Below are 18,650 nucleotides of genomic sequence, written 5' to 3'. Positions count from 1 at the left end.
TCGGGGCGACAGGACTCGAACCTGCGGTCTCCTGCTCCCAAAGCAGGCGCGCTAGCCACTACGCTACGCCCCGCAGTGACCGCAGAAGTCTAGTCGACCCGAACCAGTGCTCGCGCCACCGGCCCCCCGAACAACCCGTTTTGAGTCCACCCGGGTCCTGTGGAATCATGTCCGAGCACCGCGGGTGTAGCTCAATGGTAGAGCCCCAGTCTTCCAAACTGACTACGCGAGTTCGATTCTCGTCACCCGCTCCCCCCGGAAAGGCCCCCAGCCACAGCTGGGGGCCTTTCCCGTCCCCGCCCCGAAACCGCCGCCGCCGCCACCCAAAGCACTCGTCAATGTGACACAGGTCACTGAAGACGAAAACCTGCGAGTTTGGTGGTCCGGTCGTCTTGGGGCTGTCCTTCAGCTACTGATCCGACCCATCACCCTGCAAGCCCATCGGGGAACGGTGCCGTCTCTTGATCCCAGGCGTCCGGCAACTCGGAACGCCAGGTTCGGCTCCGTGAATGCGAGCCCTGGTTGACCGTTGCCTGTCGCCGCGTCACGTAGCCATACAGACACACCTGGCGTCTCGTGCCCTCGACCATGTGCCAACTGAGCCGCTTGCCAGGGTCGGCTGCATCAGGGAACTGATAGCCGGTGACGCAAAGTTCGAGACCATGCCCGTCGCCGTCTACGAGTCGCACAGCTCCGCAGTCTAGGAGGTCGTGCCCTTCTGGACTGCGTAGCGATTAGCGAGCGATCTCGTCGTCCAGGCCCGAGTCCGAGGGTCCGACGTACGTACCACTCCCGCGGCTTCCGAGGCACGAGGGTACCGCTCCCCGGAGGCGGCCGGTTGCCCGCGTGACAGAGCCGGGCTGGGGAGGATCTCCTGCCCGATATGGCAAGAAATCCTCCCCAACTACCGCGGTGGGAGACGGTCTACGTGGTTGCGAGTGCTTCGGGGAGGTGGAGAATCGCCTCAAACTCCACGCGACTGAACGGGAGGGCAGTGCGATGGATGAACAGCCGGTGCCGGAGACCCGGGGCATCTCGGTCGAATTGCTTGCCACGGTCGATCTCGGTCCTGAGATCCCCGCGTTGGAAGGCCATCAGCTCCGTATGCGCATGGTCACGATCGACCCCGGTGGAGTGTTCGGCCCGCTGCACGACCACGCGGGGCGCCCGGGCACCGTCTACGTCCTGCAAGGAACCATCACCGACCACCGCGACGGCACCACCACGGAGTACGGCCCCGGCCTCGGCTGGCCCGAGGACCGAAACACCCTGCACTGGCTGGAGAACAAAGGCGACGTCCCCGCCGTCGAAGTCTCAGTCGACATCGTCAAACCCGCATAACTCCGGTACGGCGTTATGCGCCGGGGTCGGCCGCAGCGCGGTAGGAGCAGCTGGGGTTCAGGGGGTTGGTGTGGCTCGGTCGGCTTTGCTGCGGAGTACGCAGAATTCGTTGCCTTCGGGGTCGGTGAGGACGACCCAGCCGGTGCCGTCGGGGTTGCGGTGGTCGTTGGCCAGGGTGGCGCCCAGGGCGAGGAGGCGGTCGACTTCCTGGTCGCGGGTCGTGTCGGGGCGTAGGCAGAGGTGGACGCGGTTCTTGATGGTCTTCGGTTCGGGGACCTGGTTGAAGTAGAGCAGCGGGCCCTCCTCGAGCATCACTACGGTCTCGTGATCGCCCGGTTCGCAGTCCGGGTCCAGCGGACGGCCGGTCACCGCGCTCCAGAAGCGGGCCAGTTCGTAGGCGTTCGCGCAGTCGATCGCGACGTTCTGCAGTACCGAAACCATGCGCGTAGCTTTCCCGACTTCCGGTTCAGCCGCCACCAAGCGGTAATCCCGGTGACGCGGAGGGTCGTCCTCGCGAGAATGGCCCGCATGGACGAGGTCGAGGTCGTTGTCGCGCACAGCGAGCGTGCGACGTTGCGCGTCGGTGACGTGTTCCTGAAGGTCGATGCCGTTCAGTCGCGGCTGGACGTCGAGGTCGAGGCGATGGGCATGGTGCCGGTCCCGACGCCGGAGATCCTGTGGCGAAAGCCGCCCGTACTCGCGATCGCGGCCGTCCCCGGCACCGCACTCGGCGTCCTCGGCGAACCGTCGACCGCCTCGTCGGCCGCCTGGGCCGCCGCGGGCGCCGCCATCCGCGAACTGCACGACGCGCCGCTGCCGCCCTGGAAGAGCCCGGGCATCGACGAGCTCGCAGCGAAGCTCGATCACGAATGTGAATGGCTCGTCGCGAACGACGTCCTCCCAGCGGACCTGATCGCGTACAACCGCGAGCTCGCCGAACTCGCGCTCCGCCCGTGGACGCCGGTCTTCATCCACGGCGATCTGCAGATCACCCACGTCTTCGTCGACGGCGACAAGGTCACGGGCGTGATCGACTGGTCCGAGGCGAGCCAGGGCGACGCCATGTTCGACCTCGCCATCCTGACCCTCGGCCACGAGGAAAACCTCGCCGACGTCCTCGCGGGGTACGGCGCCGGCGCCGACGTCGACGTGATCCGCGCCTGGTGGTCCCTCCGAAGCCTCACCGCCGCCCGCTGGCTCACCGAACACGGCTTCGACCCCGACACCCCCGGCTGCGAATTCGACGTACTCCGCACCGCGTTCGCAACAGCCCGCTCCTAACTGACCGCCGGAGGGTCAGGCCTCCGGCGGTCAGCTGCACGGTCCAGGAGGTGGTCCACGGCTGACCCGGGCTGAGCTGCTCACGGATCAGCTCGCGGTCCCGCCGCGGTCAGGCGCGGAGGAAGGCGATGGCGTCGATTGTTGCCGGTGCGGTTGAGGTCGAGACGATCTTGAGAGCGCCTGTCCGGAAGGCCGTGACGGGCAGGTACGTGACCACTCGGCTTGTCGTGGTGGCGGCCAGGGAGACCGTGCCGATCTTGATGTTGGCGTGGTCGATGTCGACCCGCCCCTGCCCCGGTCCGTGGATCGCCACCAACGCAATGCGTTGACCGGCCTCGGTTGCCTTGGTCAGGTAGGCGCCGTTGGCTTTCAGGATCGTGGTGGTGCCCTGGAAGGCCAGAGTGCTGGTGGTGCGGGTGACTGTGCCCGCTGAGGTGAGTGCGCGGTCGTCCTCGGGTGACGCCGAGCAAATGGGCGCCGACCAGGCGGAGAGGTTCCCCAGGTAGTCCCGGGCGCGCACCATGAAGCACTCGTCCCAGCCGAGACGTGGCGTCCACGTGATCGACGTGATGCGGGTGTTCTGCCACGTGGCGGGGTAGATCCACTTGCCGAGCGCAACACCAGGCGCGGCGGTCTTGTAGACGACGTCGTACGACGCGATGTCGGTGTCGTCCTTGTACGCCCAGCGGACCGTCGCGGACGTACCCAGCTCGACGCGGTCACCAATGCGCCACGTGACAAGCGCTGGAGCCGTGCCGTCGACCTCACTGCAGTACGACGTACTCCAAGCGCTGACGTTGCCCGCATAGTCACGCGCCCGCACCTGCCAGCACGTATCGGTCCCCACAGCCGCGGTGAGACTCGCACCGGTCGTCTTGAGTCCCTGCCACCCCGGTACCTCGTTCCAGGCGCCGTACGGCGTACTGCGGTTCGGACGCTGCTGAATACGCAGGTCGTAGCTGTCCACTCCCGTGGCCGGCGCGTTCGGGTCCTGAGGATCGTCGTACGCCCACTCGAAGGACAGACTGGTGTTGTCGCGGATGCGGTCACCGGCGGAGGCGCTCCGCAGTACGGGCGCGACTGTGTCGGAGTGCTCCTGCGGATCGTCGGTCAGCCACGACAGAGTGATGACGCGGGGCTTGCCGGCCGCGTCGGCGTACACGATCTTCGCCAGGCCGGAGCCGTCCGCACGGAAGCTCGGAGTGGTTGTGCGGATCGGTCCGTAGCGACGCTGTCCCAGAGCCGGGTCGTTGAGGTCCGTCACCAGCAGGTCGGAGCCGGACGCCTGGACCGCGAAACCGTTGCCCAGTTGGGAATCCGTCGCTACGGACAGGTTGCGCGGCGCCTGCGGACCGCTGACGTCGACTACCTGGTTGCACCCGCTCAGCACCGCCCAGCGGCCGTTGACGTCGTCAGAGTCGACAGTGCACGCGCCGGCGACCAAGACCGTCTTCACGACACCAGTGGTGAGGTTCTTGCCGTCCAGATGTCCCGGCTCGGTCACCTTCCACACCGTGTCGCCCGACATGGCGAACGGGGGCGCGAAGTCCGCGACCTTGGCCTTCGTGGCGACGTCGTACACCTCAGCGGTCGCAGCAGTCGCCGCGCGGTGTGAGACGAGCTTTCCGCCCTTCCCCAGCACGACCTCGTCCGCCGCTGGGAACGTGAGCCCGCCGACTTTCGCAGTACTACCGTCGAATGTCAGCAGTGCCGCGCCCTCCACCTGCAACGCCTTGCCACTACTACTGCCACCAGAAGGCGTCCACGTCGACCCGTTGTTACTGGTCTCGTAGACGACAGCCGGGTCCGACACCACCACGCGTGCACCGGACAGCCCGACAGCAGTCGCCGCGTGCCCCGGCACGAGAACACCCTCACCCAGATGCGTCGGTGGATCGGCCGCCATCGCGGGTGAAGCGGACAACGGCAGCAGTACGGCGGCGCAGACTGCGGCAGCCTTTAGACGAAACACGAGATACCCCCCAGGCACTGCGACGACATCGCGCCGCACCCTAGCCAGTAACGACCGGTAACGGAAGCCGTGTGGAAATCCGGGTGACACACCGTGACGGCCAGGGGATCCTGAAAGCCGGTCAACGAGCGAAAAGGGACGGATGCAGGCGGGAATCACGGTATCGGCGGCAGAACTGCCCGAAGTACTCCTGCACGTCGCAGTGGTACGGCCGGTGTTCCTCTGGGGCGCACCCGGAATCGGCAAGAGCAGTCTGGTGCGCGCGTTCGCGGAGTCGCTCGGTCTGGAGTGTGTGACGCTCCTGGGCACGCAGCTCGCTCCCGAGGACCTCATCGGCGTACCGCAGATCGTGGACGGCCGCAGCCGTTTCGCTCCGCCGGTGGCGATCGCCCGCGACGAGCCGTACTGCCTGTTCCTGGACGAGCTGAACGCCTCGTCGGCCGAGGTACAGAAGGCGTTCTACTCGCTGATCCTGGACCGCCGCATCGGTGAGTACGAGCTGCCCGAGGGATCCGTGGTGATCGGCGCCGGCAACCGGGCCACGGACAACGCACTGGCCCGTCCGATGGCCAGCGCCCTGGTCAACCGGCTCGTGCACATCCACCTGCGCGCATCCGCAAGCGACTGGCTGCAGTGGGCCGGTACGGCGGGCATCCACCCGTGGGTACTGGAGTACCTGCGCAACCGCCCCGACCACCTGTGGACCGCCCCGCCGAAGACCGAGGAGCCGTTCTCGACCCCCCGCAGCTGGCACATGCTCTCCGACGCCCTGCACTCGTACGGCGACGACGTCACCGACGAGACGCTACGGGTCCTTGCCTTCGGCACCTTGTCCGCGCCGCACGCGTCCACGTTCCGCGCGTACGTGAAGACGGTCCGGCACGCCTTCGGCCTGGACGCCGTACTCAAGGGTGAGACCGGCTGGCCGTCCGCACCGGAGGACCGTGACCTGCTGTACTTCCTCGCCGAGACCTTCCGGGCCCGTCTGATCAAGGAGCTGGCCGCCGACAAGGCCTCCGCGAGTCCTGCGGCCCGCCAGCTCGCGCACCGCGGGAAGGCACTGCTGGTCGAGCTGGCGGAGATCTCGCTCGAGGTGGCGCAGCTCGTGATCGCCTCCGACGACGACGGCCGTCCGGTGCTGCCGACGTGGTTCCTGGTCGAGGTCAGCCGCGACCTGCCGCGTCTGGTGGCCGCCCGTGCCTAAGCGCAAGAAGCGGGACCCTGCGCTGGAGGCGATCCAGGCAGGCTGGACCGCCGTCTTGCAGCACCCCTTGTTCGCACCGATGGCCGACCGGATGCACAGTCCGGAGCGCGACGACACCTGCCCGGCCGACGCCTGGGCGATCATCGACTCGAACGGCCGGATCCACACGCACCGGACCCGCCGCGCTACCCCGCAAGAGTGGACGTGGGTCTTCGCGCACCTGCTGATCCACCTCGGTCTCGGCCACGCCAACCGCGACCTCCCCGAACCTGACCAAGCCCTCAGCGCCGCATACGACGTAGCGGTCAACCGCTACCTCAAATCCCTCAAACTGGGTACGGCGGTACTCGAACTGCCGGTGGAGTTCCCAGCGATGGACGAGGACACGCTGGCACGACTCTGGCGGCGGTCCGGTGTACCAGCGGATTTCGAGCACCTCGGAGTCGCCGGCCACGTCTCCGACGTACAGACGGCTCGGTGGAACGGGTGGGGTAAGCCGCCGGACTGGAGCGAGTTGTTCGCCGCCGGACTGTCCGCGGCCGCCGCGGCAGCGGTTGATGTCGCCGGTGGTGCCCGCTCGTCGCTGACGTCCGGCGGCGGTGGACGCGACGACTGGGACCTGGCGCTCGGCTGGTTCGTGTCGTCGTACCCGTTGCTGGGAGCGATCGCGTCCAGCATGACGATCGTTGCCGAGGTGGAGCTGGCGCGGGCCTGGGACATCCACACCGCGGCCGTCAACGCGTCCGTCGGCGAGATCTACGTCAACCCGCTCTCCAGCCTGACGCTCAACGAGTGGCGGTTCGTGATGGCGCACGAGATGCTGCACGCCGCGCTGCGGCACGGCGAGCGCGTCGGCGGTCGCGACGCGTACCTGTGGAACGTTGCCGCAGACCTGGTGATCAACGGCTGGCTGCTGGAGATGGGTGTCGGCACCATGCCGGACGGCATACTGCACGACCCGGTGCTGAAGGGCATGTCCGTCGAAGAGGTGTACGACCGCATCACCACCGACCTGCGGCGCTACCGGAAGCTTGCGACGCTGCGTGGTGTCGGAATGGGCGACGTACTCGGCCATCCGCTCCCCCACAGCGGTGAAGCGGCTCGCGCGGCCGGGCTGGACGACATCTACCGTCGGGCACTCACGACGGGCCTGGCGTACCACGACCCGACCCGTGGCACCCTGCCAGCCGGCCTGGTCGAGGAGATCCGGGCACTGGACCACCCGCCACTCAGCTGGGACGCACAGCTCGCCCGCTGGTTCGAGGAGCACGTCCCCGCCGTCGAGAAGGCCCGCACCTACGCCCGAGCGTCCCGGCGCCAGTCCGGTACGCCGGACATCCCGCGCCCGGGTTGGGTCCGTCCGGTCGAGCTGACGCGACTCCCGACGTACGGCGTCGTACTCGACACCTCGGGGTCGATGAACCGGGAGCTGCTCGGCAAGGCGCTCGGTGCAATCGCGTCGTACTCCCGCGCCCGCGACGTACCGGCCGCCCGGGTCATCTACTGCGACGCGGCGGCCTACGACGCCGGCTACGTACCGGTCGACGACATCGCGGGCCGGGTGCAGGTCCGTGGTCGCGGTGGCACCGTCCTGCAGCCCGGCGTGGACCTGCTCGAGCGCGCTGACGACTTCCCGGTCGACGGTCCGATCCTGCTGATCACCGACGGCCAGTGCGATGTCGTCCGGGTACGCCGGGAGCACGCGTGGCTGATCCCTCGCGGCGCCACACTCCCCTTCACCGCAAAGGGTTCTGTGTTTCGCGTGGAGTGAACTGCGTCTGCTCAGGGCGAACAGCCGTAGTCGAGTGACTCTGCTGAGTGACAGGTTCACAGCCATGGCGTGGATCGTGAGTGGCGAGTTCCGGAAGCTCTGGATCGGACAGCTGGTGTCGGCGTCCGGCAGTGCGGTCACCACTGTCGCGCTGCCGCTGGTGGCAGTGGTGAACCTGCAGGCGTCGGCAGTGCAGATGGGTGCGTTGTCGGCGCTGACGATCGCACCGCATCTGGTGTTCGGCCTGCTCGCCGGTGTCTGGGTCGACAGGTGGTCGCGGCGGCGCGTCCTCATCCGGACCGACGTAGGGCGGCTCCTGCTGCTCGGCTCAGTCCCCGTCGCAGCGGCCGCAGGGGTACTACGGATCGAGCAGCTGTACGCCGTCGCCGTACTGACCGGAGTGCTCACTCTGCTGTCCGACACCGCGTCGCAGACGATGATCCCGCTGCTCGTGCCACGCGACGACCTCATGCGGGCCAACAGCGCGGCGCTGCTCAACGTCAACCTCGCCTCCACGCTCGGCCCGTCCGTCGCCGGCTTCCTCGTCCAGGTCCTCACCGCGCCGTTCGCGATCGTCATCGACGCCGCGTCGTACGTCGTGTCGGCGATCGCGTCGTACCTGATCCGCGAGCCCGCCCGCGCTCCCGCACCGGAACGGTCCGAGGTGCGGCTCTCGGCGGGACTCCGCGTCCTCTTCGGCGATCGGGTCCTCCAGCCACTCGTTATCTCGGCAGGGATCGCCGCGATGACCGGCGCGATGCAGGCTCCGCTGACCGTGCTGTACCTGATCCGCGAGCTGCACAAGTCAGCGGCGTTCGTCGGGCTGAGCCTGACGACCTTCGGCGCCGCGGCGGTGGGCGGCACGCTCGTCGCCGGCGCCTGGTGCCGTCGGGTCGGTATCGGACGCTCCTACCTGTCCGGCGTCCTGCTCGCGTCCGTCTCCGGCGCCGCCTTCGCCACCGGATCCACTCCGGTGATCCTCCTGGGACAGGTCTGCGCCGGCCTCGGTATGTCGCTGTTCGGCGTCCCGCAGCGCACCCTCCGCCAGGCGCTGGCGCCGACCCACCTGCTGGGTCAGGTCACCGCCTCCTGGCGCACGCTGGTGATCGGCGGCCAGACCGTCGGCGCCGCCGCCTCCGGTCTCGTCGCCACCGCCCTCGGGATCCGCCCCACCCTGCTGCTCGCCTCCGCCGGCATGCTCGCGGGCCTGCTGATCGCCGCACTGTCGCCGCTCCGCACGCTCCGTGACGTGCCCGATCGGGAACCGGCAGGCGATCGATGAGGTTGGACTGATTGCGAAACGCGATAGGTTCGCGCACCCTTCCCGCGTGGAGACGGGACCGGCTATTGCGTCCGGTGGTAATTCATCGGCGGGGAATGGAATTCGGGGGACAAGCGCTTACCTACTGAGTGATACTGGAAAGTGCGCCGTTTTCCGGTCGCCCAAACTCCCCCCTCGTACCGAAGTAGATGGGAAGTGCGCCCGTCCAGATGCCCTCAGAGCACCCTGTCCAAGCGCCGTCGATCGCTGCCCCTACCACCCGTGCCCCAGAGCGTAGCCGTAACCTCTGGCGGCTCCGTCCGTATTTGAAGCCACACCGCTGGCGACTCTCGGTGATGTTCGTGACCGCCATGCTCGGCGTCGGCGTCAGCCTCGCCGTCCCGCTGGTCACCAGGGCCATCATCGATGGTCCGGTCACCCGGCGCGAGCTGAGCATGCTGGTCCCGCTGGCCCTGCTGGCCCTCGGCCTGAGCCTCGCTGAAGTGATCCTGGTCTGGATGCGCCGCTGGGCGCAGTCCCGGACGGTCAGCGACCTCGAAGCGACCCTCCGGCACGACCTCTACGTCCGGCTGCAGTCGCTGCCGATGGAGTTCCACACCCGCTGGCAGAGTGGCCAGCTGCTCTCCCGGGTCACCACCGACCTGTCCATCATCCGCCGGTTCATGGGCTTCGGCCTGCTGTTCCTGGTGATGAACATCCTGCAGCTGATCGTGGTCACGATCCTGCTGCTCCAGCTCTACTGGCCGCTCGGTCTCGTGGTCCTGGTGGCCGCCGTACCGATCGTCCTGGTCTCGCTGAAGTTCGAGAAGAAGTACCTGCGGATCTCCCGCAAGGTCCAGGACCAGCAGGGCGACCTGGCCACCAGCATCGAGGAGTCCGCGCTCGGCTTCCGGGTGATCAAGGCCTTCGGCCGCCGGCCGTACGTCCAGCAGCAGTTCGACGACGAGGCGAGCAGGCTCTACGAGACCGAGGTGGAGAAGGTCCGGCTCGCGTCGAGGTTCTGGAGCTTCCTGGGCGTCATTCCGAACCTGACCCTGGTGATCGTGCTGCTGCTCGGCGCGCTCGCCGTCGGGCGGGAGGCGATCACGCTCGGCACCCTGGTCGCGTTCATCACGCTGATGCTGTCGCTGGTCTGGCCGGTCACCTCGCTCGGCGCCATCCTGGCGATGGCGCAGGAGGCGATGACCGCGGCGGACCGGATCAGCGAGATCCTGGACACCCACTCGGTGATCACGTCCGGCCCGGACGAGCTCACCGACTCCCGCGGCCACCTGCGGTTCGAGAACGTCGGTTTCCGGTTCTCCGACGACTCCACCGAGGTGCTGCACGACATCAACCTCGACCTGGCCCCGGGGACGACGCTCGCACTGGTCGGCGCCACCGGGTCCGGCAAGACCACCCTGACCGCACTGGTCCCCCGGCTGTACGACGTGACGGCCGGACGGATCACCATCGACGGGCACGACATCCGGGACCTGTCCCTGGTGTCGCTGCGGTCCGCGGTCGCCTCGGCGTTCGACGACCCGACGCTGTTCTCGATGAGCGTCCGGGAGAACCTGACGCTCGGCCGCCCGGACGCGACGGACGCGGAAGTCCAGCAGGCACTGCAGGTCGCCCAGGCGCAGTTCGCCAACGACCTGCCGTGGGGTCTGGAGACCCGCGTCGGTGAGCAGGGCATGTCCCTGTCGGGCGGTCAGCGACAGCGGCTCGCACTGGCGCGCGCGGTGCTCGCCAAGCCGGCCGTGCTGGTGCTGGACGACACCCTGTCCGCTCTCGACGTCCACACCGAGGCGCTGGTCGAGGAAGCGCTGCAGAACGTGCTCTCCGACACCACCGGCATCGTGGTCGCGCACCGTGCGTCGACGGTGATGCTGGCCGACAAGGTCGCACTGCTGCAGAACGGCACGATCACGCACGTAGGGACCCATCAGGAGTTGCTCGCGACGGTACCGGCGTACCGGCACCTGCTCGCGGCCGAGGAAGAGGAGGTGCACGCATGACAACGACCCAGCAGACACCTCCGGAGGCCTCGGAACCGGCGAAGGACAACGACGCGCAGCAGCCGGAGGAGCAGAGCTGGCGGGGTTTGTTCGAGGAGGACCCGGACCGGGAGATCTCGCGGGCGACGAGCGTCCGGCTGAAGGAGGACTCCCGCAAGCTGCTCGGCGAGCTGCTCCGGCCGTACCAGAAGCTGATCTGGCTGCTGGTCGTGATCGTGCTCGTCGAGAACGGCGCCCGGCTCGCTGTGCCGTACCTGGTCCACCTGGGCATCGACAACGGCATCCCGCCGATCCTCGCGGGTCAGGGCTCGCGGGAGCTGATCACGATCGTGATCGCCGTCCTGGCGTCCGCGTTGCTGCAGGCGTTCGCCCGCCAGTTGTTCCTGATGCGGTCCGGCCGGCTCGGCCAGACCATCCTGCTCAGCCTGCGGAAGCGGGTGTTCGACCACTTCCAGCGGCTCAGCCCGGCCTTCCACGACAAGTTCACCTCGGGCCGGGTGATCTCCCGAATGACCTCCGACGTCCAGGTGATCGACGAGATGCTGGCCAACGGGTTCGACGGGCTGGTCACCGCAGCCCTGACCCTCGTCGGTACGGCGATCCTGCTGCTCACGCTGGACCTCAAGCTCGGTCTGCTCGCACTGCTGTCGTTCCCGGCGCTGATCCTCCTGACGGCGTGGTTCCGGAAGCGGTCCGCGGTCGTGTACCGGCAGACCCGAGAGGCCGTCGTACTCGTCATCGTGCACTTCGTCGAGTCGATGACCGGCATCCGCGCGGTGCAGGCGTTCCGCCGGGAGCCGCGGAACGAGGAGATCTTCCACGGCGTCAACGACCGCTACCGGAAGGCGAACCTGGAGTCGTTCCGGCTGAACGCGATCTTCATGCCGTCGATCAAGGGCGTCGGCAACATCACCATCGTCGCGATCCTCGCGTACGGCGGTTACCAGGCGTACCACGGTCACGTCACCGTCGGTGTGCTGACCGCGTTCCTGCTGTACCTGCGGCAGTTCTTCGAGCCGCTGCAGGACATTTCGCAGTTCTACAACACGTTCCTGTCCGCGAGCGCCGCGCTGGAGAAGCTGTCCGGCGTGCTCAACGAGACCCCGGACGTGCCGGAGCCGATCGAGAAGGCGAAGCCCGGCCCGGCCCGCGGTCACCTGGAGCTGCGGAACGTGCGGTTCGAGTACGTCGACGGCGTACCCGTGCTGCCCGGTCTGCAACTGGACGTGCCGGCTGGTCAAACGCTTGCCCTGGTCGGTACGACGGGAGCCGGTAAGACGACGATCGCCAAACTCGTCTCCCGGTTCTACGACCCGACCGGCGGGCACCTGCTGCTCGACGGCGTCGACCTGCGCGACCTGTCCGAGGACGACCTGCGCGAGCGGGTCGTGATGGTGACCCAGGAGAACTTCCTGTTCACCGGCACGGTGGCCGACAACATCCGGTTCGGGAAGCCGAGCGCCACGATGGAGGAGATCGTCGAGGCCGCGAAGGTGATCGGCGCGCACGAGTTCATCTCCGCGCTGCCGAACGGGTACGACACCCCGGTCGAGAAGCGCGGCTCGCGGCTGTCCGCGGGTCAGCGGCAGCTGGTCGCGTTCGCGCGGGCGTTCCTGGCGAACCCCGCCGTACTGATCCTGGACGAGGCGACGTCGAGTCTGGACATCCCGAGCGAGCGGCTGATCCAGCGGGCGCTGAAGACGATCCTGGCCGACCGGACGGCGATCGTGATCGCCCACCGGCTGTCCACCGTCGAGACCGCGGACCGCGTGCTGGTCCTCGAGTACGGCCAGATCATCGAGGACGGCTCGCCCGACCACCTGATCACGGTCGACGGGCACTACGCCGGGCTGCACCAGGCCTGGGAAGAATCACTGGCCTGAGTCATACCTAAGGTGCGGGCGCGTGGGGTCTCCCTGCGCGCCCGCACTGCTGTCTAGACGGTACGGCGTGCCTCGGTGGTCTCCCGGACGACGGACCAGGCGTCGGCGACCGGACCGACGTGCCGGAGCTTGTCCGGGTTCACCACCGCACGGATCGCCACGATCTGCCCGTCGGCGATGTCCAGCGTCCACGTGTTCACCACGCGCCCGTCCGCGTCGCGGAAGATCGCCCCCGGCTGTCCGTTCACCTCATGCGGCTCCACGACCCCACCGATCTGTGCGAACGGCTCCGCGAGCGCCGACAGCATGCCGGCCACGTTCCGGGCGCCGACGATCAGACCACGGCCCCACTGCGGCGCCTTCCCTCCCGCATCGCCCACCAGCTGTACGTCGGCCGCCAGGAACTGCATCAGATTGCCGACAGCACCTTCTCTGAAGGCGTCGAAGAACCGCACCGCGAGCTCGTCCCGCTCCCGTCGATCCGCCGCGAACCGCTGGCGCCCGTCGTCCATGTGCCGCCGCGCCCGCGTCGCCAGCTGACGGCACGCGGCCTCCGAACGCCCCAGCGCGGAGGCGACCTCGGCGAAGCCGAAACCGAACACCTCGCGCAGCACGAACGCCGCCCGTTCCAGCGGGGACAACCGTTCGAGCAGGAGCAGCGCCGCCATCGACACCGAGTCGGCGAGCTCGGCCGCGCGCTCCGGGTCCTCGTACGGGTCCGAGAGCAACGGCTCCGGGAACCACGGCCCGACGTACTCCTCCCGCCGGTGCCGCGCGGACCGCAGTACGTCGACCGAGATACGCGTCACCACTGCTGACAGGAAGGCCTTCGTCGACACGGGACGGGTCCCGGAAGCGTCGTATCGCAACCACGTCTCCTGTACGGCGTCCTCTGCCTCGCTGACGCTGCCGAGGATGCGGTAGGCGATCGAGAACAGCAGCGGCCGCAGCTCCTCGAACTCCTCGACCATCACGCCGCCAACTCAGCTTTGAAGCCCTGCCGCCACGACGGGTACCGGAGCTCCCAGCCGAGCTCCTTCTTCGCCTTGGCGTTCGAGAAGCCACGCCCCTCGGTCATCATCACCACCGCCTGGTCCCCCGCCAGCGGGCGCGCCAACCACACCGGGATCCGCATCGGCGGCTTCGCACCGGCACACTTCGCCAGGTACGGCAGCCAGTCGCCGGCGGGCGCCGGGTCGTCGTCGACGATGTTGAACACGCCGGTGACCTTCTGCTCGACCGCCAGCACAGTCGCACTCGCCGCGTCGTCCAGGTGCACCCAAGAACTGTAACCAGTCCCCTTGCCGACCAGTGGGTACTGGCGTTTGCGCACCAGCTCCACCTGGTCGTCGATGGCGCCGGGCCCGTAGAAGGCGCCGTACCGCATCACTGCACCCCCGGTCTTGACCACGAGCTCCTCGATCCGGCTCAGGGCCTTCAGACCGACGTACGCCGCCGTTCCCTCGAGCAGGTCGAGCGGGTCCTCCTCGGTCTTCACCCAGCCGCCTTCGCGGATGCCGTTCCAGCTCGCGTAGCCCTGCGCGACGAAGTGCGGCACACCGACCGCCTCGGCGGCGGCGAGCAGGTGGTCGGTCCCCTCGGTGCGCAGCCGGTTCGTCTGAGCGAACCAGCGGTCGGGGTGCTTGATGTCGGGCTTGCCCGCGTGCGTCATCGAGATCGCGGTCATCTGGTGCACGATCACGTCCGGCTTCGCCAGCGCGACCGCCTCACCGACAGACGCGCCGTCGAGTCCGTCCATCACCACCGCGTCGGCGCCGGCCGCTTTGAGCAGGTTCAGCTTCCCCTTGCTCGTCGTGGTCGCCGTCACCTGGTGACCGCGAGCCACCAACTGCGGCACCAGCCTCCGACCCAGCACACCGCTACCACCAGCCACGAACACTCGCATGCTCATCTCGTTCCTTTCGTCGTCCCCGAGACGAGATATCGCGCGCACCTGTGACATCGCCGCATTGTCTGAGGGCGTCTGTAGCTTGGTCGTGTGTTGACGACGCTGGCGGTGGAGAACTATCGGTCCCTGCGGCGGATCGTCATGCCGCTGGGCGGGCTGAACGTGGTGACCGGGGCGAACGGGACCGGCAAGTCGAGCCTGTACCGTGCGCTCCGGTTGCTGGCCGACGCCTCGCGAAACGGTGCCATAGCGGCGCTGGCGCGCGAGGGCGGTCTGCAGTCGACGCTGTGGGCCGGGCCCGAGCACGTCCGGAAGGGCCGCCCCGCTCAGGGCACGCGGCGGACCGGCCCAGTGACGTTGCGGATGGGGTTCGCCGGTGACGACTACGGCTACCTGATGGACCTTGGGTTGCCGATCGCGCATGGATCCGCGTTCGACCTAGACCCGGAGATCAAACGGGAGGCTCTCTGGTCCGGCCCGTTCCTGCGGCCGGCCGCGACGCTGGTCGAGCGCAGCAACCGCGAGGTGCGGATCCGTTCCGCCAGCGGTGACTGGGAGCGCGCGGGACATCAACTGCAGACCTTCGACAGCATGCTCAGCGAGTTCGCGGATCCGGAGCGCGCGCCGGAGTTGCTGCTCGTGCGAGACCGGATGCGCGGTTGGCGCTTCTACGACCACTTCCGTACGGACGCCGACGCTCCAGCCCGCCGCGTCCAGATCGGCACCCGTACGGCGGTCCTCGCCCCGGACGGCGCCGACGTGGCGGCCGCGCTCCAGACCGTCCGCGAACTAGGACCCCGCGGCGCCCTCCACGAGGCCGTCGAGCTCGCCTTCCCAGGCAGCCGGGTGGAGGTCGTCAACACGTCCGGCCGCTTCGAGGTCGCCTTCCACCAGCACGGTCTGCTCCGGCCACTCTCAGGCGCCGAACTGTCCGACGGCACCCTCAGATACCTGCTCTGGGTCGCCGCTCTACTCACGCCACGCCCGCCAGACCTCCTGGTCCTCAACGAGCCCGAGACGAGCCTTCACCCGGAGCTCCTGCCAGCACTGGCCAACCTGGTCGTCACGGCGGCGAAGGAGACCCAGGTGATCGTGGTGACCCACGCCCGCCCCTTCATTGCGTCGCTCGAGGCCCTCTCCCCCGACCTCCACACCCTCGAACTGACAAAGCAGCAAGGCGCCACGACCATCACCGACCAGGGCCCTCTCGACGAGCCACCCTGGAAGTGGCCGACCCGCTAACGGCTGCTTGGTTCGTGCTTCACGCTTTCGAAGCGGACGAGGATGACGGAGCCGGCGGCGGAGAGCAGGAAGCCGATGATTGCGGCCGGCCACCAACCCGCGCGGACGGCATCGTCGAGGACGAAGACACCGACGGCCGCCGGCGTGATGGTCTGCAGGGCGATCATCGGCGTGGTTGCCAACGTCACCGAACCACGCTGCAGCGCCAGTGAGTAGAGGATGAACGCGAGCGCGCCACTGATCGGCAGCGTGTACAGCGTCGGGCTCCGGACCAGCTCGGCCAGCGACCCGTCCTGGAGCAACCGCGCCGAGATGGCAACCCCGGCGTACCCCAGGCCGGCAAGCATGCCGAGCAGGGCGGTCGAGACGCCGTGCTGGGATCGGCTCGCGAGCGCGCCCAGGGTTGCGATGACGACAAGGCCCACGATGAGGCCGACGGTCAGGCCGTGATGTTGCGCGCTGTCGCCGGCGTTTCCGGCCGAGACCGCGAGTACGCCGAGTCCGACACAGACCGCGATGACCGCGGACCACTCGAGCACGCTGAGCTGGTCCGACATCAACCGCGTCGCGAGCAGCGCAGTCACGACCAGACTGACCGCGATCCCGGCCTGCGCGAGATACAGCGGTAGCAACCGCAACGCGACGAAGTGCAAGCCGAAGCCCGCCAGGTTCAGCGCCAGCGCACCGAGGAACGCGGGCTGCTTCAGCAGTGCGGCGATGAACCCACCGAGGCGCCGCGGGTCCAGCTCCGACTCCGTCGGCACCTTCCGGGACCCGACCGCCTGCAGGATCGCGGCGACACCGAACAGCACCGCGGCGCCGAGCGCCGCGCCGAGACCGAGAACCACTAGGCGTCGACCTTGCGGCGTGGCGCCCAGAAGGTGAGGAACAGGCTGAGCCCGGCGTAGTACACCAGGTAGGCGAGCGAGATCACGACCACGATCGTGTTCGGGTTCGGCATCTGCGCGAGCAGTACGGCGTACGACGCCAGCCAGATCGCGGTGGTCAGCAGGTTCAGCGAGCGGAACGCCTTGGTGCGCGACGGGTACACGTACTTCACCGGGATGAAGACGAGCACCGAGAACAGCACCAGCAGGATCCCGGTGGTGACCGGGCTGAGACCGAGGATCACGATGTAGAACGCGACCACGTTCCAGTAGCTGGGGAAGCCGAGGAAGAAGTGGTCCTCGGTCTTCGCGTCGACCCGGCAGAACTGGTAGCTGGAGGCAAGCAACGGCAGCGCGCCGAGGACCGCGCCCCAGGTGCCGGACGGCAGGTAGCCGCCGGTCCAGAGCAGCACGATCGGGGCGAACGCGTAGGTCAGGTAGTCGACGATGTTGTCGAGCATCGCGCCGTCGAACCACGGGATGGTCTCCTTGACCCGCAGCCGGCGCGCCAGCATCCCGTCGGTACCGTCGATCACCAGGGCGGCCAGTCCGAGCCAGAGGGCCCGGACGGCGTCACCGTCGATCGCAGCAATCACGATCAGCAACGCGAGCACCGTTCCGCTCGCGGTATAAGCATGCAGTGCAAGTCCGGCCAGACGCAGCCGCGTCGACCCGACGAACGGTTCCCGCACCGCGTCGTGTGTGGTCAGGACAACTCCCGGAACTCAAGCGACGCCACGCGCCGGGCCGGATCACGGTGAACCCAGCCGTCGCCAGCGTCTCACAAGCCTGGTCCCGGGCCGGTCACCGCCCGTCATCCCACGCCGGATCTTTGCAATGACTTAGTGGCCCAGCCGGACAGACCGGCTGGGGCGCAGGGCCTACTCGACCGGGTCGAGCACGAACAGCGGGATCTTCCGGGTGGTCTTCGTCTGGTACTCGGCGTACGACGGGTAGGCGTCGACCGAGCGCTGCCACCACTCGTCGTACTCGGCACCGTCGACCTCGCGGGCGACGTACTCCTTGGTGATCTCACCGTCCTGGACGGTGACCTTCGGGTCGGCCTTCAGGTTGTAGTACCAGACCGGGTTCTTCGGGGCGCCGCCGAGCGACGCGACCGCGGCGTACGCGCCGTCGTGCTCGACGCGCATCACCGGCACCTTGCGAATCTTCCCGGACTTGGCGCCACGCATCGTCATCAGCACGACCCGGAGGCCCTGGATGTCCACCGCGGCGGTGGTACCGGCCGCGGTGACCTTCTCCACCTGCTCGCGGACCCAGTCAGCAGTGCTCGGCACGTACTCGTCGTTGTTCGTTGTCATATCACCCATGATAATGGTGACACATCACCATCCACACCCACGGCGCGTCATTTCTCACCAACCGTAGGTGGTCCTCGATGGAAGTCAGAGGGTTGGGGCGAGGGCGGTCAGGGCGGTGAGGGCGTTTTCCCAGGCGTGGGTGGACTGGGTGGCGTGGGCGGACTGTTGTTCGGGGGTGGCGTCCAGGCGGTCGAAACCGGACTCGACGACGAGTAGGCGGGTGCCTTCGGCCTCCGGGGTCAGGGTGAACTCGACCACCGTGGAGTTGCCTGGTGCGGGGTCGACGCCTGGGTCGACGGCGTAGCGGTAGGCGAACCGGCGGCCCGGCTCCACCTTCTCCACGAAGCCGCGGAACTCACCGTGCTCGTCCCATCGCATCACCAGCCGCCCGCCGGGACGCAGGTCGATCTCCGCACCACCGAACGCGTACCACTGGGCGAACACATCCGGTTGCGTGACCGCTGACCAGACCACCTCCGGCCGAGCTTCGACGTACACCTCACGTTCCACGCTGTCCATGCGGTCATCCTGCCAACTCGACAGCTCTTGGAGCCAA

16 protein-coding genes and 2 tRNA genes are annotated in these 18,650 nt (G+C 68.2%); 9 read left to right on the top strand and 9 right to left on the bottom strand.

Features of this window, described 5'->3' with window-relative positions:
• Positions 1-73, bottom strand: a tRNA-Pro gene (locus tag ACWGID_RS30630).
• 107 nt (positions 74-180) lie between these two features.
• On the opposite strand from ACWGID_RS30630, the gene ACWGID_RS30625 reads away from it, so the two are divergent.
• Together ACWGID_RS30625 and ACWGID_RS30620 are read left to right on the top strand one after the other, a co-directional pair.
• A tRNA-Gly gene (locus tag ACWGID_RS30625) sits at positions 181-251 on the top strand.
• Between the two features lie 700 nt (positions 252-951).
• Complete coding sequence (locus ACWGID_RS30620) at positions 952-1,341, top strand: cupin domain-containing protein (RefSeq protein WP_452202420.1); 390 nt, start codon at positions 952-954, stop codon at positions 1,339-1,341.
• Positions 1,342-1,398: 57 nt separating this feature from the next.
• On the opposite strand, the gene ACWGID_RS30615 is transcribed toward ACWGID_RS30620, so the two are convergent.
• Positions 1,399-1,782, bottom strand: coding sequence for a VOC family protein (locus ACWGID_RS30615; protein ID WP_452202418.1), 384 nt, complete (start codon positions 1,780-1,782; stop codon positions 1,399-1,401).
• A gap of 87 nt (positions 1,783-1,869) precedes the next feature.
• On the opposite strand from ACWGID_RS30615, the gene ACWGID_RS30610 reads away from it, so the two are divergent.
• The gene (locus ACWGID_RS30610) at positions 1,870-2,622 is read left to right on the top strand and encodes a phosphotransferase family protein (protein WP_452202416.1); all 753 of its coding nucleotides are present in this window, start codon (positions 1,870-1,872) and stop codon (positions 2,620-2,622) included.
• A 109-nt stretch (positions 2,623-2,731) separates the two neighbouring features.
• Here the strand turns inward: ACWGID_RS30610 and ACWGID_RS30605 are convergent, their stop codons facing one another.
• Entirely contained in the window at positions 2,732-4,594 is a 1,863-nt protein-coding gene (locus ACWGID_RS30605; RefSeq protein ID WP_452202414.1) for a hypothetical protein, read from the bottom strand.
• A 142-nt stretch (positions 4,595-4,736) separates the two neighbouring features.
• Here ACWGID_RS30605 and ACWGID_RS30600 point away from each other — a divergent pair, with 142 nt between their 5' ends.
• The 5 genes from ACWGID_RS30600 (at position 4,737) to ACWGID_RS30580 (ending at position 12,734) form a co-directional block, all read left to right on the top strand.
• On the top strand, positions 4,737-5,798 hold the full coding sequence (locus ACWGID_RS30600; RefSeq protein WP_452202412.1) for an ATP-binding protein: 1,062 nt from the start codon (positions 4,737-4,739) through the stop codon (positions 5,796-5,798).
• Positions 5,791-7,569 (top strand): vWA domain-containing protein, encoded by a 1,779-nt coding sequence (locus ACWGID_RS30595; RefSeq protein ID WP_452202410.1) that lies wholly within the window; start codon positions 5,791-5,793, stop codon positions 7,567-7,569. The genes ACWGID_RS30600 and ACWGID_RS30595 overlap by 8 nt, the downstream gene beginning before the upstream one ends.
• Before the next feature lie 64 nt (positions 7,570-7,633).
• Positions 7,634-8,851, top strand: a complete 1,218-nt coding sequence (locus ACWGID_RS30590; protein ID WP_452202408.1) for an MFS transporter — start codon at positions 7,634-7,636, stop codon at positions 8,849-8,851.
• A 335-nt stretch (positions 8,852-9,186) separates the two neighbouring features.
• Positions 9,187-10,851: an ABC transporter ATP-binding protein gene (locus ACWGID_RS30585; protein WP_452202406.1), complete on the top strand. Its 1,665-nt coding sequence runs from the start codon at positions 9,187-9,189 to the stop codon at positions 10,849-10,851.
• Positions 10,848-12,734: an ABC transporter ATP-binding protein gene (locus ACWGID_RS30580; RefSeq protein WP_452202404.1), complete on the top strand. Its 1,887-nt coding sequence runs from the start codon at positions 10,848-10,850 to the stop codon at positions 12,732-12,734. Before ACWGID_RS30585 ends, ACWGID_RS30580 begins: the two co-directional genes overlap by 4 nt.
• Before the next feature lie 53 nt (positions 12,735-12,787).
• On the opposite strand, the gene ACWGID_RS30575 is transcribed toward ACWGID_RS30580, so the two are convergent.
• Positions 12,788-13,705: an RNA polymerase sigma-70 factor gene (locus tag ACWGID_RS30575; RefSeq protein ID WP_452202544.1), complete on the bottom strand. Its 918-nt coding sequence runs from the start codon at positions 13,703-13,705 to the stop codon at positions 12,788-12,790.
• Entirely contained in the window at positions 13,705-14,646 is a 942-nt protein-coding gene (locus ACWGID_RS30570) for an NAD-dependent epimerase/dehydratase family protein (RefSeq protein ID WP_452202402.1), read from the bottom strand. The genes ACWGID_RS30575 and ACWGID_RS30570 overlap by 1 nt, the downstream gene beginning before the upstream one ends.
• An 87-nt stretch (positions 14,647-14,733) precedes the next feature.
• Here ACWGID_RS30570 and ACWGID_RS30565 point away from each other — a divergent pair, with 87 nt between their 5' ends.
• Positions 14,734-15,885 (top strand): AAA family ATPase, encoded by a 1,152-nt coding sequence (locus ACWGID_RS30565; RefSeq protein WP_452202400.1) that lies wholly within the window; start codon positions 14,734-14,736, stop codon positions 15,883-15,885.
• On the opposite strand, the gene ACWGID_RS30560 is transcribed toward ACWGID_RS30565, so the two are convergent.
• The 4 genes from ACWGID_RS30560 to ACWGID_RS30545 all read right to left on the bottom strand — a co-directional run bounded on the left by ACWGID_RS30560 (position 15,882) and on the right by ACWGID_RS30545 (position 18,613).
• The gene (locus ACWGID_RS30560; RefSeq protein ID WP_452202398.1) at positions 15,882-16,733 is read right to left on the bottom strand and encodes a hypothetical protein; all 852 of its coding nucleotides are present in this window, start codon (positions 16,731-16,733) and stop codon (positions 15,882-15,884) included. The two genes, ACWGID_RS30565 and ACWGID_RS30560, sit on opposite strands and share 4 nt — an antisense overlap.
• Positions 16,733-17,464 carry a CDP-alcohol phosphatidyltransferase family protein gene (locus ACWGID_RS30555; RefSeq protein WP_452202396.1) on the bottom strand — a complete coding sequence of 244 codons (732 nt, stop codon included), beginning with the start codon at positions 17,462-17,464 and terminating at the stop codon, positions 16,733-16,735. Before ACWGID_RS30555 ends, ACWGID_RS30560 begins: the two co-directional genes overlap by 1 nt.
• A 189-nt stretch (positions 17,465-17,653) precedes the next feature.
• Positions 17,654-18,094 carry a nitroreductase family deazaflavin-dependent oxidoreductase gene (locus ACWGID_RS30550; protein ID WP_452202394.1) on the bottom strand — a complete coding sequence of 147 codons (441 nt, stop codon included), beginning with the start codon at positions 18,092-18,094 and terminating at the stop codon, positions 17,654-17,656.
• Positions 18,095-18,178: 84 nt separating this feature from the next.
• Positions 18,179-18,613 carry an SRPBCC domain-containing protein gene (locus ACWGID_RS30545; RefSeq protein ID WP_452202392.1) on the bottom strand — a complete coding sequence of 145 codons (435 nt, stop codon included), beginning with the start codon at positions 18,611-18,613 and terminating at the stop codon, positions 18,179-18,181.
• Between the last annotated feature and the right edge of the window lie 37 nt (positions 18,614-18,650).

The sequence above is a fragment of the Kribbella sp. NPDC054772 genome (assembly GCF_053611945.1).
This window is presented reverse-complemented; position numbering and strand designations above follow the sequence as displayed.